Here is a 16,839-nt window from a genome sequence, read left to right on the forward strand (position 1 = left end):
CCCGCGACCGGGTTACATCGTCAACTGGGTATCACTTGGGATAACCGGCCTTGGCCATCTCGCGTTCGGCAATCTGCTGGGCCATCTGCAACGCCTGATCAACGCTGGCCTGACCAGCCAGAGCTGCAGAAAACTGCTGGCCTACCGAGGTGCCAAGGGCCTGGAACTCGGGGATGCCCACCCATTGCGTGCCGATATAGGGCACCTCGACGCTGGTCGGGTTTTGCAGATCGGCGGACATGATGCTGTCAAGCGTCGGCCTGGCAAAGGGCGCGGCCTGCTGATACTCGGGGTTTTCATAAAGCGAGGTGCGGGTGCCCGGAGGCACATTCGCCCAGCCCTCGGCCGCTGCGACCTGTTCGGTATAGGCCTTGGAGGTCGCCCAGGCGACGAATTTCTTTGCCGCATCAGGCGCATCGGTCGAAGAGGGGATTGCCAGCGTCCATGCCCACAGCCACATTTGCGGCTTTTCACCCTCGGGTGCCAGCGCATAGCCGACCTTGTCGGCCACCGTCGATTCCTTGGGGTTCGACACAAAGCTTGCCGCCACGGTGGCATCAATCCACATGCCGCATTTGCCGGTCTGGAACAGCGCGAGGTTCTCGTTGAACCCGTTGGACGAGGCGCCGGGCGGGCCGGCCTCATTCATGATGGTGACATAGTCGGTCAGCGCCTTTTTCCACTTCTCACCCGAGAATTGGGGCTTCCAGTCCTTGTCGAACCATGGCGCGCCATAGCTATGTGCCATCGAGGTCAGAAAGGCCATATTCTCGCCCCAGCCCGCCTTGCCACGCAGGCAGATGCCGTAGACCTCGGCCTCTTTGTCGGTCATCTTGCGGGCGGCGTCATAGATGAACTCCCATGTCGGGCGTTCAGGCATGGTCAGCCCGGCCTTTTCCATCAGATCGGTGCGATACATGATCATCGCGGATTCGCCATAGAATGGCGCGGCATATAGCTTGCCATCCACCGACAGGCCGGCGCTGATCGGCGGCAGGATATCAGCGGCATCGTATTCCTCGCCCATATCCTCAAGCGGCAACAGCCAACCCTGCCTGGCCCAGATCGGCACCTCGTAATTGCCGACAGTGACGATGTCATATTGCCCGCCCTTGGTGGCGATATCGGTCGTCACGCGCTGACGCAGCACGTTTTCCTCAAGCGTGACCCATTCCAGCGTGATGTCCGGGTTCGCATCGGTGAACGGCTTGCTCATCTTTTGCATGCGGATCATGTCACCGTTGTTCACGGTGGCGATGGTCAGTGTCTCGGCCATGGCTGGCAGCGTCAGCGCCGTCACGGCGCAGGCCCCCATCAAGCCGCGCAGCATCATGCTCATGCGATTGTCCTCCCCTACGGATCAGCATTTGCTAATGTGATGAGCAAATGCTCACACATAGTGATGAGGGCTGTCAAGAAAAATCGGCGCGGATCCTATGAGCACCCGCGCCGATAGATGATTTGCGTCAGCAAGCCTTAGCCGCGTCCGCGATAGGGTGGCACGCCCTGATCCGGGATCCAGACCCCCGAGGGCATCGGGCCGGTTTGCCAGAAAACGTCAATCGGCATACCGCCGCGCGGATACCAATAGCCGCCGATGCGCAGCCAGAGCGGAGCGAGGAACCCGGCAAGCCTGCGCCCGATAGAGACGGTGCAATCTTCATGAAAAGCACCGTGATTTCTAAAGCTTCCAAGGTATAATTTCAGCGATTTCGACTCAACAAGCCAGTCACCTGGCACATAATCAATAACCAGATGTGCAAAGTCCGGCTGACCGGTCATAGGGCAAAGCGACGTGAATTCAGGCGCGGTGAAACGTACGTTATAAGCAACATCGGCCTGCGGGTTCTGCACCCGCTCAAGCTCGGCCTTGTCGGGGCTTTCAGGCAGAACTGTTGCGCCACCAAGCTGTTTAAGGCCGCTATAGATCGTTTCGGACATTCTTCGCTCCTATGGTCTTATACGCCGCGCCGGTTGCCCCAGATCAGGACATGCAGTTGCGGCAGAATGTGGGGTTTCAGCCAGCCGCGGCCGACCGTGTTTTCGACCAGCCACAGCAACCGGTCGGCAAGGGCTTGCGGCTCGACCGGGGTTTCAGGGTCGGTTTCAGGGTTGCCGGGTTGCAGGTAAAGCGGCAGGTCGGGATAGCGGGCGGCAACCTCACGCGCCCAATCCAGATCCGCCTGATCGAAAATGACGATCTTGAGCACCCGCCGACCCGCGCCTTCGGCTACGCTCAGGCAGCGATCAAAGGCATCCCAGTCCACCACCTGCCCGCTAGAGGGCGGCTTGGGTGACAGGACCAGCATGGCCAGATCGCCAAACCACGGCTGCGCAATCGAGCCCTGAGTTTCGCAGGCAAAGCGATACCCCCCGGCCCGCCCCAGCGCGATCAGCGGGGCAAAATCCTGAATCGCCGGGTTCCCCCCTGACAGCGAAACGGTCAGCGGCTGGCCAGCCGACAGGCGGCGCACCTCGGCCCAGATTTCCCTGGCCTCCATTGGCCGCCATCCGTGTCGGTGACTGCTGTCCACGGCATGCAAGCTGTCGCACCAATGGCAGCGGTAATCACAGCCGCCAGCGCGGACAAAAACGGTCGGCTCTCCGATCAGGGCACCCTCGCCCTGGATGGTCGGGCCAAATATTTCGGCGATGCGCAGGGTCATGGCCGGTACTCGGCCCAGGTCTTGGGTGTCTCGGAAACACGGACCGCCACCGTTTCAGGCCAGCGCGCCTTGCACCAATCGTGAAAATGCCGCGCCATATTCTCGGCCGTTGAGGGGCCGTCCAGCACTTCATTCAGATGACGATGATCGAATTGCGTGTCGATATAATGCTTTAGCGGCGCAAGCTCATGATAATCACGCACGAAACCATCAGCGTTCAGCGTGGCCGAGGCCAGCTCGACCACCACGATGTAGTTATGGCCGTGTAGCCGGGCGCATTGGTGATCGGGCGGCAGATGGGATAGTTGATGCGAGGCCGAGAAATGAAACTCCTTGGAAATGCGGAACATCACTTCCGCCCCCGGTCAGCGACGGCTTGCAGCCAGAAATCCGGGTCCTCATAGGTGGTCGGGTCTGGGACACCGGCCAGTTGAAAGGCTTCGCGCCGTTCGACACAGGTGCCACAGCGGCCGCAATGCTGCTTACCACCCCTGTAACAGGACCATGTGGCGGCAAAGGGGGTGTTGTGGCGTGCCCCTTCGGCGACGATATCGGCCTTGGTGCGATGGACAAAGGGCGTCAGCAGCGTGATCCGGGCATAGCCGTCAAGTGCCGCGTCCTGCATATGCTGGAACGCCTGGGTAAAGGCCGGGCGGCAGTCGGGATAGATGAAATGATCTCCGCCATGGACGGCGATGGCCACCGCCTCATCCCCCATCGAGGCCGCGACACCAAAGGCAATCGTCAGCATGATGGCATTACGGTTCGGAACCACGGTGATGCGCATGGTTTCCTCGGCATAGTGACCGTCGGGCACTTCGGCCCCTCCGGTCAGGGCCGAGCCGCCAAGTGCCGCCCCCACGCCGCGCAGATCTATGACGTGGTGGGGCACCTCAAGCTGCCAGGCGGTGGCGACCGCGAATTCCAGCTCTTTGCGGTGGCGTTGTCCATAATCGAACGAGATCAGGCGTGAAAGTTCGCCCCGTGCCGCGACCATATGAGCAAGCGTCACGGAATCGAGTCCGCCTGAACAGACAACTAAAGTCTTCATATTGTGAACCCTTGTTTTGATAACCGGGTAGGCTGCGACCGGTATGGGCGCCCGGGATAGCGGGCTTTGGCGGGCGGCGCAACCGCCACGCCGGCCCGATCAGGCGGACAGCTCTAGCGGAGGCGTTTTGCCGCTGTCCTCAAGATGCCAGACCGCCTGCCAATGGCCCGCATTGCGGGTAAGGGTCAGGTAATTGCGTTCGGCGACATAGCGGTGGCGCTGGCCAGGCAGCGGCAGGATGCGGATCGGGTGGCCGGGCAAAGGCGCCTCGCCCAGCCCGGCAAACAGGCCCAGCAGCCGGGCATAGGCGCGCGGAGGCGCACGGTGGGAAATGCCCGAGGCGACAAGCTGATGGATATTTTGCGCCTGTGGTCCCATTTCGGCCCGCGTGGCAAGGTGGATCTCGCCCGACAGGGCGGTGACGCGCGCATGGTCGCGCCATTGCAGCACCTGCCCCAGCATCCGCCGCCATTCAGCGCGATGTGCCCGGCTTTGCCATTGGTCGCGCAAGTCATCCTCGTAATGCTGCATACGCGGGATCGCCATCATCACCCGCTCGATCAGCGACAGGCGCGGACCAAGCAGCGGGACGCTGGAGACCAGAAAGATATGTTCGCCTTGCGGCGCCAGCGCCTCGACCGATTGCCAGCCCGCCGGGCCCATGATCCGATGACGGTCGCGTTCTGAACGCAGGTCGGGTGCTGTGATGGTCAGGCCGGGCAGTTCGCGTTTCCAGCCAAGGCTGGCACCTGTGGCGTCAAGAAACAGCTCGGGGATGTCGCTTTCAACCGCGCCATGCTGGAACAGCAAATAGGTCTCGCGCGCGGCCTGAAACAGCGCCTGGCCAACGGCCGAGCGCGCGCGCTTTTCAGGCAGCGAGCCCCAGCCGTCACAAATGTCATGGTCGTCCCAGATCGCCAGCGTCGGCACCCGTGCCGCCATCCACGAATAGCCGGGCGCGCGCAGCACATGCAGATAGCGTTCGACAAAACGGTTGCGCAGATGCCGGGCCAGATCTTGCAGCGCGGCAGAGTCATCGACCTCGGGCGCGTGATCGGGCCAATCCTCGCTCAGCGGGTGGCCTTGCGTCGCCTCATCAGCATAAATCTGGTCGCCGCCCTGCAATAGCAACGCAAAGGGGGCGCTGGCGTGATCCTGCGCCAACCGCGTCCACATCAGGTTGCGTTCATCATCGTCGCGCTCAAGATCGCCGTTTTCCTCGCCATTACAGGAAACGAAGGCAAGGCGCAGATCGCCGCTCAGATCGGTGACGACCTCGTAAAAGCAGTCCGCGAACTCATAACCACGATCAGCGGGCGTCAGGGTAAAGTCGTGGCGCCAGATTGCGACATTGGCAATTTCGGCGATGCGGACAGGTGCGACCCCGGCCGTAGAAACCCGCAGCGACGGAGGCGCTGGCGCATTAAGCGGGCGGATGATGATAGTCGCAAGCCTGATCCCGCCCCCGGCCATGCCGCGAAAATGCAGGATCGGCCCCGCATGACCGGGTTCTTGCGCCTCATCCATCATAAACCTGCCTTCTTTATACTGCAGCGATGGATATAGGTGCGGCGCGGGCACCTGCAAACCGGGCCGGCGGCGAACCGCCTCTGGCCCGGCTGCAAAGTGACATTAACCTTCGATACGCTTTCCGCTTTCGGGGTCAAAGAAATGCAGATGCGCCGGATCAGGCACCGCCTCGACCCGGTCGCCGCGATCAAGCGTACTGGTGCCGGGCAAACGCAGAACGAAAGACACATCCGAGCCTTCGATCATGCCATAGCCGAAAGCATCCGCCCCCAGCCGCTCGACCGAGCGCAGCACGACGGGGATTGCCGCCTCGCCCGGTTCGGCCATGCGCATATGTTCGGGGCGCAGACCAAGACGCAGATCGCCCCCACGCGGCACGGGCAGCGGCAGGACCGCGCCCCCCGGCAAGGTCACGCGACCGTCAGCCGCGCTGACCGTAAAGATGTTCATGGCCGGAGAGCCGATAAAGCCCGCGACAAATTCACTGGCCGGTCGCTGATAGACCTCAAGCGGGGTCGCAATCTGTTCGGCCACGCCCTTGTTCATCACGATCAGCCGGTCAGCCAGCGTCATTGCCTCGACCTGATCATGGGTAACGTAAAGGGTGGTCTGGCCTGTGCGCAGGTGCATTTCCTTGATCTGCAAACGCATCTGGACCCGCAGCTTGGCGTCAAGGTTCGACAGCGGCTCATCCAGAAGCAGCGCCGCAGGCTCGCGCACCAGCGCCCGGCCCATGGCGACGCGCTGGCGCTGGCCGCCCGACAATGCGCGAGGCTTGCGGTCCAGATAGGGCTCAAGCTCAAGCATGGTTGCGGCCTTGGCGACACGGCTGTCGATCTCGGCCTTAGACATGCGGGCGATCTTAAGGCCGTAGGCCATGTTCTCGCGCACCGACATGTGCGGGTAAAGCGCGTAGTTCTGGAACACCATGGCAATGTCGCGCTGACGCGGCTCAAGGTCGTTGACCACCTTGTCGCCGATCTCGACCGTACCAGAGGTGATCGCCTCAAGTCCCGCGACCATGCGCAGCAGCGTGGATTTGCCGCAGCCCGAGGGGCCGACAATCACCACGAATTCCCCGTCAGCGATCTGCATGTTGATGCCATGGATCACCTGAGTTCCCGCATAACTCTTGCGGACGTCGTTCAGCAGGATGCGGGCCATTTATTTCTCCGTCTCGACCAGACCCTTGACGAACCAGCGCTGCATCAGCACCACCACCAGGATCGGCGGCAGAATGGCCAGCACGCTGGTCACCATCACGAGGTGCCAGGGGGTATCGGCATCGGCAAAAGAAACCATCTTCTTCAGCGCGATGACGATCGTGTTCATTTCGTTGGAATTGGTAACCAGCAGCGGCCACAGATATTGCGTCCAGCCATAGATGAACTGGATCACAAAGATCGCCGCGACATTGGTCAGCGACAGGGGCCACAGGATGTCCTTGAAAAACCGCCACGGCCCGGCACCATCGACGCGAGCCGCCTCAAGCAGCTCATCCGGAATGGTCATGAAGAACTGCCGAAACAGCAGCGTCGCCGTAGCCGAGGCGATCAGCGGCAGGATCAGACCCGGATAGGTGTTGATCAGCCCAAGATCGACCATGACCTTGTAGGTCGGCTGGATACGCACCTCGACCGGCAGCATCAGCGTGATGAAGATCAGCCAGAAACAGGCCATCCGCAGCGGAAAGCGGAAAAAGACGATCGCATAGGCCGAGGCCATCGAGATCGCGATCTTGCCAAGCGCAATCCCCATCGCAACGATGGTGGTATTGGCCAGCAGCCGCCACAGGCTGACCCCGCCAATGCGGCTGACCCCACCCGAGAATGCCTCGGAATAGTTCCGCACCGCCTCGGAACCGGGCAGCAGCGGCAAGGGCGGGCGCAGGATCGTTTGCAACGAATGGGTCGAGGCGACAAAGACGTAATAGACCGGGAAGGCCACGACAATCACGCCAAGCACCATCCACAGATGTGCGATCAGCCGGCCCGAACGGCGCGCAGCGAGAGGAGCGGACTCAGCCATAATGCACCCGCCTTTCGATGAAGCGGAACTGGAAGGCGGTCAGCGCAATGACGATGATCATCAGGATCACCGATTGCGCGGCGCTGTCGCCCATGATCAGGTTGACGAAACCGTCGTTATAAACCTTGTAGACCAGCGTTTCCGTCGCCTTGCCGGGGCCGCCACCAGTCACCGCATGGATGATGCCAAAGGTGTCGAAAAGCGCATAAACCGTGTTTACGACCAGCAGGAAAAAGCTCGTCGGTGCCAGCAGCGGAAAGGTGATGGTCCAGAACGTATGGCGGCGCGATGCCCCGTCGATCGCCGCCGCTTCCAGCAATGAACGAGGAATTGCCTGCAAGCCTGCGACAAAGAACAGAAAATTGTAGCTGATTTGCTTCCATGTCGCGGCAGCGACAACCAGCCCCATGGCCTGTGTGCTGTCAAGCAGCGGGTTCCAGCTGATACCAAGCTGCCGCAGGGGCCAGGCAAGCGTGCCAAAGCTGGGATTGAACATGAAAAGCCACAGCATACCGGCAATGGCGGGCGCTACCGCATAGGGCCAGATCATCAGCGTGCGGTAAAACCCTTTGCCCCGGACAATCTTTTCGGCCTGCACGGCCAGAAACAACGCAATCGCCATGGCGAAAAATGCCACAAGTACCGAAAACACCACCGTCACCCGCATCGAGTTCAGATAGTTCGGATCGCTCAGCACCTTACGAAAATTCGCAAGCCCCACGAAGGTGGTCTTCAGGCCAAAGGCGTCCTCGCGCAGCATTGACTGGCGAAACGCCTGCGCTGCGGGCCAATAGAAAAAGATCAGCGTGATTGCCAGCTGTGGCGCCAGCAGCAGCCAGGGCAACAGCTTGTGCGGAAAGACGGTGCGTCTCATCTGTCCCTCTTTAGGGTCGGGCGGGCGCCGGAACGCCCGCCTTCTGGTTTCAACCGCCCACGGCTTCCTTGATCGCGGCATTGCCGCGTTCGACGGCGTTTTTCAGCGCGGTGGCCGCGTCCTGCTGGCCAGCGAGCATCTTTTCGTATTCTTCGTTCTGAATGTCGCGCAGCTGCGGTAGGTTAGGCGCGCGCACCCCTTTTGAATTCTCGGTCGGCGCCTTGCCCATCATCTGCTGGATCGGCGTTTCGCGGCCCGGGTTCTGTTGATAGAAATCCGAACCTTTGGTCGCCTCATAGGCAGCCATGGTCACCGGCAGATAGCCCGATTGTTCGTGCAGGAACTGCTGAACCTCGGTCTGGGACAGGTAGTTGAAGAAGGCAGCGACGCCCTTGTAGGTCTCGTCCGACTTGCCGCCCATGACCCACAGCGAAGCACCGCCGGGGGTGGTGTTTTGCGGCGCACCCTCGGCGGTCTCGTCATAGGGCAGCTGGCCGATGCCGTAGTTCATGCCCGATTTTACGATATCGCCCAGCCCGCCCGAGCTTTCGGTCAGAATCCCGCATTCGCCAGAGGTAAAGTTCTGCTTGGCCTCGCTGGTGCGGCCGCCGTAGACAAAGACGCCCTCTTTGGCCAGATCGGCAAGCTCTTGGAAATGCTTGACAAACAGCGGTCCGTCAATCTTCAGCTCGGGCGTGCCGGCAAGGCCGTTTTCATTCGTCGCCCAGCTGACGTTGTTCCAGGCGGCAAAGTTCTCGGTGTGAATCCAGGTCAGCCAGGTCGAGGTATAGCCGCAGGTCGCCGCGCCCGACTCTTTGATCTTGCGGGCAGCCGCCCAGACCTCGGCCCAGGTCTTGGGCGGGGTTTCGGGGTCAAGGCCCGCCTTCTGGAAGATGTCCTTGTTATAATAAAGGATCGGCGAGGACGAGTTATAGGGGAAAGACAGCATATCGCCCTCGGGCGTCGAGTAATAGCCGACGATACCGGGCAGATACTGGCTCTTGTCGAATTCGTAGCCACCTTCTTTCAGCACTTCGGCGACCGGTTTGATCGCGCCCTGGGCGCCCATCATCACGCCGGTTCCGACGTCAAAGACCTGAATGATGTCCGGGGCCTGCCCGGCGCGAAAGGCCGCAATACCGGCATTCAGCGTCTCGGGATAGGTGCCCTTGAAGACCGGCTTGAGCTCATAGTCGGATTGGCTGGCGTTAAAGTCATTGGCGATCTTGGTTACCACTTCGGCATTGGCGCCGGTCATCGCATGCCACCACGAAATTTCGGTCTTGGCTTCGGCAGCGACCGGCAGGGCCATCATACCGGCCAGCCAGAACAGGTTTTTCCGCATGGATATTCCTCCGATTCATGCCTTTCGGCGTTCTTGTTCCCGGACGGGGCTGTGAAGGTTGCCCCTGCGCCCGCCATCCGCCCCCCGTTCGAATCTTTTCGAATCTGTTCGAATTTGTCCACTGCCAATGACGCATGTGTCAATTCGCAAACAAACCGACCAGTATGGAAACTGTCGGGGAGGCAAAGCGCCGGTCACGCCTGCCCTGTCGCAGCTCTTTGTAAAAATTACGCGACAACAATATGTAACAAAGATTACTTCATCTTGGCGCATGCCAAAAACTGCGGCTCTGCAGCCTGTATCGCCCGGCTTTTCATCTGCCCGTGGAACAGGCAATAAGGGGCCGCAAATCCACAACGATAGCGTGAAAGCGAACTTCTTTCCCCAAGGAACCTGCGATTCCCGGGGAGCCCGAGGGCAGCAGCCGACGCATGAACCAAGCAAAATGAACGGGGTTGAGCATTCCCGCAGGCAGACCTGTTAACGCGAAGAAAATGACCGAGCCCATGCCTCGGCTGAGGTTCTGGGCGTCTGGGGCGACCCCTTGATCGGATATGCCGCGATGCGGGTTCTGCTCGCTGCCCCTTGGTACCGTGATCAGTGTGGCGCTGCCCACGACACATTCTAAGGGCTGATGGGCGACTATGCCCGCGCCATTCTCAAGAATTCACCGATCCTGTCCCTTGGAAAGCCGGCAATCGGACGCAGGATGCCGGTTATCACCCATCGGCTGGGCGCAACCCGCCATACCGACCGTATCGTTGTCATACATGAGGGCCGCGTTATCGAGATGGACGATCATGACGCGCTGATTGCCCAAACATGGCGGGCAAACTGAGCCCTAAAATGAAACGGCCGGCCCCGGATGGGACCGGCCTTCGCATCTGGCAGCCCCGCTCAGAAACTGCGCGAGACCGACAGTTTAAAGTTCCGCCCCGGGGCCGGGCCGCTCAGCCAGGTGGCAGGCGTGTAATCGCGATCGGCGATGTTATCGATGCCCATATGAACCTCGATCCCTGCTGCGGCACCCGTTTGCGGGGCCCAGGTGGCAAAGACGTCATGGACGCCATAGCCCGCGCGATGCTCGTCATCCGCTTTGTCCCGGCCTTTCGCCAAAGTGCTGCGCAGGCCCAGTCGCCACTCGTCATTGGGCCGCCAGATCGCCTGCAGCGTGACCCGGTCGTTTGGCAGCGTGTCCAGGACCTTGCCGTCCTGATCCTTGCCATCGACGATCGAAACGGCGGCGCCCAGTTCCCAGTTGTTAAGGCTGTAGCTGGCCTCCAGCTCACCGCCGCGCAGATAGGCACGGTCGATATTGACATAGGCCGGGGTCGGCGCGGCGCCATTCGTGCGCATGATCATGTCGTCGATATGATTGCGAAACAGCGTCAATTTCATCACCGCCGCATCGCCCGAGGCGAACAGATCCGAGCCGCGATAGGACAGCCCGGCCTCAAGGTTCTTGCCCTTTTCATCCTTGAGATCCGGCGAAGGCGCACCACCACGAAAGCTGTCGTAAAGTTCATCAACCGTCGGCATGCGCTGAACAAAGGCGACCGAGCCAAAGACCGACCAGCTGTCATTCAGCCTGTAGATCGCTGCGATTTGCGGCTCGATGGCTTCGGAGTTGTATTTATCGTCCGTCGCCGTCACCGAGGATTTCGGCTCGGTGCGCTGCTTTTCATAGCGCAGACCCGAGTTCACAGTCAGATCGCCCCAGGTCAGCTCGGACAGCGCATAGGCCCCCCAGGCGCGGGTATAGGCCTCGGGGTGCGAACTTGACGGCACGCTGGACGAACGGTCCTGTTTCATGATGTCGAAACCGGTGGTCAGGTGGTGATCATAGCCCGCCCCCGACAGGTCCGAGACGTTGCGCAGCTTGAATTTCCACAGCTGATAGTCCCGCCGGCCCAGCAACGAAGCCATGATCGGCTCATCCGGGTCGTCGCCCTGCCGGACATCCTTCATGGTGTTGGTATAGGACAGGGTCGCGGTCAGGTCGATGTAGCGGTTGTCCTGCGGATTCCAGCCCCAGGTCAGTTTCATCGTCTGGTCGCGGGTGGTGATATCGCCGACACCCCAGCCGGTGAAGCCGGGGAAAAGTCCGGCCTGCGCGCCCTCGACCTGATTGAAGTCCTGATTTTCGCCTTTGGCTTCCAGATGCTGATAGGAAAAAGCGATATACTGATCGCCAAAGGTGCGCCTGGCTTTCAGCAGCAGGTTCGGCGTCTTGGAATTCGAGCGCACGGTGGTATTGCCGTCGGCGTCCTTGGTATCGCCCAGCTTGCGCCATGCAAAGGCGGCCAGAGCCTCAAAATCCTCGGCCGGGCGCCAGCCAAGCGCAACGCTGCCCAGGACCGTGTCGGGGTTGCTGGCATAGCCAAGCTTGGCCTTGCCGCCGAAGGTGCTGCCCTCGGCGATCAGGTCGCTGGCCTCGATCGTCTCCATGGCGATGACGCCACCAAGCGCGCCCGAACCGTATAGCGTCGAGGACCCCGGCCCTCGCAGCACCTCGACCTGACGCAGGAAATCCGGCTCAATGAACAGCGCGCCCTGACGGTAGGATTCGTAATATTTCTTTTCGCCGTCGATCAGCTGGACAATGCCGGATTCCGCCGCCGCCATTTCCGTCGAGCCAAAGCCGCGGATGTTGAACCCCTGACCAAAGAAACTGCCCGAGCCGACCCCGGCGACACCCGGCACCGTCGCCAGGACCTCGCCGATATGGCCGGCCTCGATGTCCCGCAACTGCTCGCTGTCCACGACCGAGACCGACTGGGGTACCTCGGACGCGACTTTGGGCTTTCCGGCGCGCAGCACCAGCTGATCCAGCACAAAGGTGGTCCTGGTCTTCTCATCCTCGCCCGTGCGCTGTTGGGCAAGCAGGGGCGTGGTCAGGGTCAGCGCGGTCAGGCCGGCGGTTCCGGCCAGCAGCGCGCCGCGTAGTGAATGGCGTGGCATGTGTTTCCCGTCGTCAAATCCAGAAGTTTCCGGCTGGCGCGAGCTGGCATCTTGCGCGACGTAAAATAAACTGAGTAAAACTGTCAATGATTCTTGCGCACTGCTCCGGGTTAAGGCCACGGGCATGCAACAGCAGCGAAAGGCACAGCAATGACTGTTCATTCCCCCGCCGATCTGCGCCGCTTTCTGGCCGAAAACAGCACCCGCCCCTATGATCTGGCCGAACGGCTGGGCATCCCCGAGGCGGCGTTGATCGCTGCGCGGGTCGGCCATGGTGCGATCCGGATTGACCCGCAACCGGGGCGGCTGATCCCCCTTGTCCAAGGTCTGGGCGAGGTGATGTCGCTGACCCGCAACCGCTCTTGCGTGATCGAAAAGATCGGCACCTATAACGAATTTCACGATGGCGAACATGCCGCCATGACCGTGGACCCCGAAATCGACCTGCGTATGTTTCCGCGCCATTGGGTCCATGCATTTGCCGTCGAACTTAAGACCGAGACGGGGACCCGCCGCTCGATCCAGATCTTTGATGCGGCGGGGGACGCGGTGCACAAGATCCACCTGCGCGATGCCTCGGACCTGACGTCATGGCAGGCGCTTTGCCATGATCTGGCGCTGCCCGATCAATCCGACAGCGCCAGCTTTGCGCCGCGCGCGCCGGTCGAGCCCGCCAAGGCCAGCCCCGAGCGCGCCGAGGCCCTGCGCCGCGAATGGGCCGAGATGACCGATACCCACCAGTTCAACATCCTGACCCGCCGGCTCAAGATGAACCGGCTGGGCGCTTACCGCATCGCGGGCGCGCCGCTGGTGCGGCAACTGGCCGTCGATGCGGTGCCGGCCCTGCTTGAGCGGGTCCACGCCCGGGGCGTCGGCGTGATGTTCTTTGTCGGCAACATGGGCTGTATCGAGATCCACTCGGGACCCATCCAGTCGCTGAAGCCGATGGGGCCGTGGCTGAATATCATGGACCCGCGCTTTAACCTGCATCTGCGCGTCGATCACGTTGCCGAGGTCTGGGCGGTGGACAAGCCGACCCGGCGCGGTCCGGCAATCTCGGTCGAGGCTTTTGACGCAGAAGGCGCGCTGATCTTTCAATGTTTCGGGCTGCGGCCCGAAAAGGGCGGCGATGCCGCAGCATGGGCGACGCTGGTTGATGGCCTGCCCGAACTGGCCGAGGCAGCGGCATGAAACGGCTGGCACTGGCGCTTGCGCTGCTGACACCGTCATGGCTTGCCGGGCCTGCCTTTGCCGAAAGCTACCCCGAGGCCCGGCGCGTGCTGTCGCTTGGCGGCTCGATCACCGAGATCATCTATGCGCTTGGCGAAGAGGCGCGGCTTGTCGGGCGTGACACCACCTCGAACTGGCCGCCCGAGGCCAATGCCTTGCCCGATGTCGGCTATCTGCGCGCGCTGTCGCCCGAGGGGGTGCTGAACGTCGCGCCTGACATGATCCTGGCCGAAGAAGGTGCCGGCCCGCCCGAGGCGGTCGCAGTCCTGCAATCGACGGGCCTGCCCTATGTCGCGGTGCCCGAGCGCTATGACATCGCCGGCGTGCTCGACAAGGTGGACCGCGTGTCCGAGGCGCTTGGCGTGCCGGAAAAGGGCCGCGATCTGCGCGAAAAGCTGGCGGCCGATCTTGAGGCCGTTCAGGCCCGCTCACAGGCGGTTGGGACACCGAAAAAGGTCCTTTTCATCCTTTCGCTGCAAGGCGGTCGCGTCATGGCAGGCGGCACAGGCACGGCGGCTGACGGGATCATTCGCCTGGCAGGTGGCGAAAACGCCCTGGCCGGGTTCCAGGGCTACAAGCCCGTCACTGATGAGGCGATCATTACCGCCGCCCCCGATGTCATCCTGATGATGACGCGGGGCGATGAACAGGTCGACGCCACAATGAATGGCGGCAACACCAATGCCGAGGCAGCCGAAGCAGCGCAGAAAATCCCCGCGCTTGCCCAGACCCCGGCAGGCCGTGCGGGTGCGGTAGTGGTAATGGACGGACTGAAACTGCTGGGCTTTGGTCCCCGCACCGGCGAGGCAGCGGTCGAACTGCATGACCTCATCTATGCGGGGTCGTGATGGTCGCCTTGTCCCCTGATCTTTGCCCGCCACAGCGGATCAAGGGCGACCGCAGCCAACGCGCCCGCCGTCTGGGACTGGCACTCGCAGCCCTGCTTGCCGTAATGACGGTGATCTCACTTGGCTGGGGCGCCTCGGGCACCTCGCTGACGCAGGCGATACTGGACCTTCTGGCCGGGCGCGAACTTGCGGTGCAGGATCGGGTTGTGCTGATGGATATCCGCCTGCCCCGGGTGCTGATGGGCATTTTCGTCGGCGCCTCGCTTGCTGTTTCGGGGGCGGTCATGCAGGGGCTGTTTCGCAACCCGCTGGCTGACCCGGGCATCGTGGGCATAAGCTCGGGCGCCTCTTTGGGTGCGATCCTTGCCATAGTTCTGGCCAGCGCCCTGCCCGGCTGGCTGACCGGGCTTTTCGGCTGGTATCTGGTGCCGGTCGGGGCCTTTGCCGGTGGCTGGGCCACGACGATCACGCTTTACCGCATCGCCACGCGGCGGGGGCGCACCTCGGTTGCGACCATGCTGCTTGCCGGGATTGCATTGGGGGCGATCATCGGGGCCGTTTCAGGGCTGGTCATCCTGCGCGCCGATGACCGCGAATTGCGCGATGTGACCTTCTGGAGTCTTGGCTCGCTGGCCGGGGCGAACTGGCCCAAGCTTCTGGTGGCCGCGCCGATCATGGCGCTGGCAATGATCCATGCGCCATGGCTGGCACGCGGGCTGAACGCGCTGGCGCTGGGTGAGGCCGCGGCCGCCCATGTCGGTATCCGGGTGCAAAAGGTCAAGAACCGCGCCATCCTGACTGTCGCCGCAGCAACCGGGGCCGCGGTGGCGGTCTCGGGCGGGATCGGTTTTGTCGGCATCGTCGTGCCGCATCTTTTACGGCTTGCAAGCGGGCCGGATCACCGCTGGCTGCTTGTGAACTCGGCGCTGCTTGGCGCGGTCACGCTGCTGATCGCCGATATGATCAGCCGTACGGTCATCGCCCCGGCCGAGCTGCCGATCGGCATCGTCACCGCCATCATGGGCGGGCCGTTCTTTCTGTGGATCCTCTTGCGCAATCGCGGAGTGCTGGACCTATGAGCCTGATCGCCAGCGATATCTCGGTCAGTCTTGGCCGAAAACAGGTGCTGCATGGCGTGTCGGTAAGCGCGCAGGCGGGCGAGTTCACGGCCATCGTCGGCCCCAACGGCTCGGGCAAGACGACCCTGATGCGCAGCCTGACCGGAGAGCTGGCCTGCCGGGGCCGCATCACCCTGAACGGTCGAGACATCGCACGGATGCCGCCCGAAGAACTGGCGCGCCACCGCGGCGTGCTGCCACAGGCAGCCGAGCTGTCCTTTCCCTTTACCGTTGCCGAAGTGGTTCGCATCGGGATCGAGGGGCAGGCCGGGCGCACCGAGGCCCTGATCCCGCAGGCGCTGGCGGCAGTCGGTCTGCCGGGTTTTTCAGGCCGCCTTTATCAAGAGCTTTCGGGTGGCGAACAGCAGCGCGTGCAGCTTGCCCGCGTGCTGGCCCAGGTCTGGCAGCCGGTGGATAAGGAAACCGGCCCGCGCTGGCTGATGCTGGATGAACCGGTCAGCAGCCTCGACATCGCCCATCAGCTGACAGTCATGCGGCTGGCCGCCGATTACGCGCGGGCGGGCGGAGGCGTGATTGCGGTCATGCATGATCTGAACCTGACTGCGCTTTTTGCGCAGCGGCTGGTGCTGATGTGTGCCGGCCGCGTTCTGGCTCAGGGCCGTCCCGAAGAGGTGCTGTCCGATGACACCTTGTCCTGCGCCTATGGCTGCCGGCTGCGGGTGAACGCTACGCCCGAAAGCGGCATTTGGGTCCTGCCACACCTCGCTGCCTGAACGTGCGGGCGGTCAGGGGGTGCCCAGCAACCGCTCGATCTCGGCCCGCAGTTCGGACAGCTCAAAAGGTTTGGCAATAAAACCATTGGCCCCAAGCGCCAGCCCCTTGCGCCGCTCGACCACCGAGCCGCGCGCGGTCATCAGCAGCACCCGCACCATGCGCAGATCCGGGTCGGCGCGTACAGCCCCGACAATCTCATAGCCCGAAATGTCGGGCAGCATGATATCAAGCAGCACCAGATCAGGACGGCGTGCCCGCATTTCGTCCAGCGCGCCTGCGCCTCGGGCGATCCGCCTGTAGCTGTGGCCAGCGCGCAAAAGCAGAAACTCCAGCGCGGCGGCAATGTTATTCTCGTCCTCGACGATCAGGATGTGGGCCATCATCCCCTCCGCAACATCCGCAACCGGATGCGGAACGGTAACGGCCCGCCCCCGTCTGCGGGGGGCGGGCCGC

The 16,839-nt window shown here is 62.3% G+C and carries 17 protein-coding genes; 5 read left to right on the forward strand and 12 right to left on the reverse strand.

The window, feature by feature from the left end; all coding sequences use genetic code 11:
- Positions 1-31: 31 nt before the first annotated feature.
- The 10 genes from F8A10_RS19485 to ugpB all read right to left on the reverse strand — a co-directional run bounded on the left by F8A10_RS19485 (position 32) and on the right by ugpB (position 9,494).
- A complete protein-coding gene (locus F8A10_RS19485) occupies positions 32-1,339 on the reverse strand; it encodes an ABC transporter substrate-binding protein (protein WP_029372265.1) in 1,308 nt (435 codons plus the stop codon).
- A 137-nt stretch (positions 1,340-1,476) separates the two neighbouring features.
- A complete protein-coding gene (queF, locus tag F8A10_RS19490; RefSeq protein ID WP_010397578.1) occupies positions 1,477-1,941 on the reverse strand; it encodes a preQ(1) synthase in 465 nt (154 codons plus the stop codon).
- A gap of 17 nt (positions 1,942-1,958) precedes the next feature.
- Positions 1,959-2,666, reverse strand: coding sequence for a 7-carboxy-7-deazaguanine synthase QueE (queE, locus tag F8A10_RS19495; protein ID WP_152368259.1), 708 nt, complete (start codon positions 2,664-2,666; stop codon positions 1,959-1,961).
- Positions 2,663-3,016, reverse strand: a complete 354-nt coding sequence (gene queD, locus F8A10_RS19500) for a 6-carboxytetrahydropterin synthase QueD (RefSeq protein WP_085501645.1) — start codon at positions 3,014-3,016, stop codon at positions 2,663-2,665. Before queD ends, queE begins: the two co-directional genes overlap by 4 nt.
- Positions 3,016-3,717 carry a 7-cyano-7-deazaguanine synthase QueC gene (gene queC, locus F8A10_RS19505; protein WP_029372263.1) on the reverse strand — a complete coding sequence of 234 codons (702 nt, stop codon included), beginning with the start codon at positions 3,715-3,717 and terminating at the stop codon, positions 3,016-3,018. Before queC ends, queD begins: the two co-directional genes overlap by 1 nt.
- 99 nt (positions 3,718-3,816) lie before the next feature.
- A complete protein-coding gene (locus F8A10_RS19510; RefSeq protein WP_152368260.1) occupies positions 3,817-5,247 on the reverse strand; it encodes an alkaline phosphatase D family protein in 1,431 nt (476 codons plus the stop codon).
- A gap of 102 nt (positions 5,248-5,349) precedes the next feature.
- Positions 5,350-6,411, reverse strand: coding sequence for a sn-glycerol-3-phosphate import ATP-binding protein UgpC (locus F8A10_RS19515; protein WP_152368261.1), 1,062 nt, complete (start codon positions 6,409-6,411; stop codon positions 5,350-5,352).
- The gene (gene ugpE / locus F8A10_RS19520) at positions 6,412-7,275 is read right to left on the reverse strand and encodes a sn-glycerol-3-phosphate ABC transporter permease UgpE (RefSeq protein WP_085501649.1); all 864 of its coding nucleotides are present in this window, start codon (positions 7,273-7,275) and stop codon (positions 6,412-6,414) included.
- Complete coding sequence (gene ugpA, locus F8A10_RS19525) at positions 7,268-8,149, reverse strand: sn-glycerol-3-phosphate ABC transporter permease UgpA (protein WP_010397561.1); 882 nt, start codon at positions 8,147-8,149, stop codon at positions 7,268-7,270. The genes ugpE and ugpA overlap by 8 nt, the downstream gene beginning before the upstream one ends.
- A gap of 49 nt (positions 8,150-8,198) precedes the next feature.
- Positions 8,199-9,494 carry a sn-glycerol-3-phosphate ABC transporter substrate-binding protein UgpB gene (ugpB, locus tag F8A10_RS19530; protein WP_010397559.1) on the reverse strand — a complete coding sequence of 432 codons (1,296 nt, stop codon included), beginning with the start codon at positions 9,492-9,494 and terminating at the stop codon, positions 8,199-8,201.
- A gap of 634 nt (positions 9,495-10,128) precedes the next feature.
- Between ugpB and F8A10_RS19535 the strand changes: the two genes are divergently transcribed.
- Complete coding sequence (locus F8A10_RS19535; RefSeq protein ID WP_152368262.1) at positions 10,129-10,332, forward strand: P-loop NTPase family protein; 204 nt, start codon at positions 10,129-10,131, stop codon at positions 10,330-10,332.
- Between the two features lie 59 nt (positions 10,333-10,391).
- Here the strand turns inward: F8A10_RS19535 and F8A10_RS19540 are convergent, their stop codons facing one another.
- Entirely contained in the window at positions 10,392-12,455 is a 2,064-nt protein-coding gene (locus F8A10_RS19540; protein WP_152368263.1) for a TonB-dependent receptor domain-containing protein, read from the reverse strand.
- Positions 12,456-12,605: 150 nt separating this feature from the next.
- Between F8A10_RS19540 and F8A10_RS19545 the strand changes: the two genes are divergently transcribed.
- From F8A10_RS19545 to F8A10_RS19560, 4 genes are read left to right on the forward strand one after another with little or no spacing between them, the layout of a single operon-like run.
- Positions 12,606-13,646, forward strand: a complete 1,041-nt coding sequence (locus F8A10_RS19545) for a hemin-degrading factor (RefSeq protein WP_152368264.1) — start codon at positions 12,606-12,608, stop codon at positions 13,644-13,646.
- On the forward strand, positions 13,643-14,533 hold the full coding sequence (locus tag F8A10_RS19550; protein ID WP_085501655.1) for a heme/hemin ABC transporter substrate-binding protein: 891 nt from the start codon (positions 13,643-13,645) through the stop codon (positions 14,531-14,533). Before F8A10_RS19545 ends, F8A10_RS19550 begins: the two co-directional genes overlap by 4 nt.
- Entirely contained in the window at positions 14,533-15,612 is a 1,080-nt protein-coding gene (locus F8A10_RS19555; protein ID WP_085501656.1) for a FecCD family ABC transporter permease, read from the forward strand. Before F8A10_RS19550 ends, F8A10_RS19555 begins: the two co-directional genes overlap by 1 nt.
- Positions 15,609-16,385, forward strand: a complete 777-nt coding sequence (locus F8A10_RS19560) for a heme ABC transporter ATP-binding protein (RefSeq protein WP_085501657.1) — start codon at positions 15,609-15,611, stop codon at positions 16,383-16,385. Before F8A10_RS19555 ends, F8A10_RS19560 begins: the two co-directional genes overlap by 4 nt.
- Positions 16,386-16,397: 12 nt before the next feature.
- On the opposite strand, the gene F8A10_RS19565 is transcribed toward F8A10_RS19560, so the two are convergent.
- Entirely contained in the window at positions 16,398-16,766 is a 369-nt protein-coding gene (locus F8A10_RS19565) for a response regulator transcription factor (protein ID WP_152368265.1), read from the reverse strand.
- Between the last annotated feature and the right edge of the window lie 73 nt (positions 16,767-16,839).

The organism is Paracoccus kondratievae (assembly GCF_009301415.1).
Taxonomy (GTDB): domain Bacteria; phylum Pseudomonadota; class Alphaproteobacteria; order Rhodobacterales; family Rhodobacteraceae; genus Paracoccus; species Paracoccus kondratievae.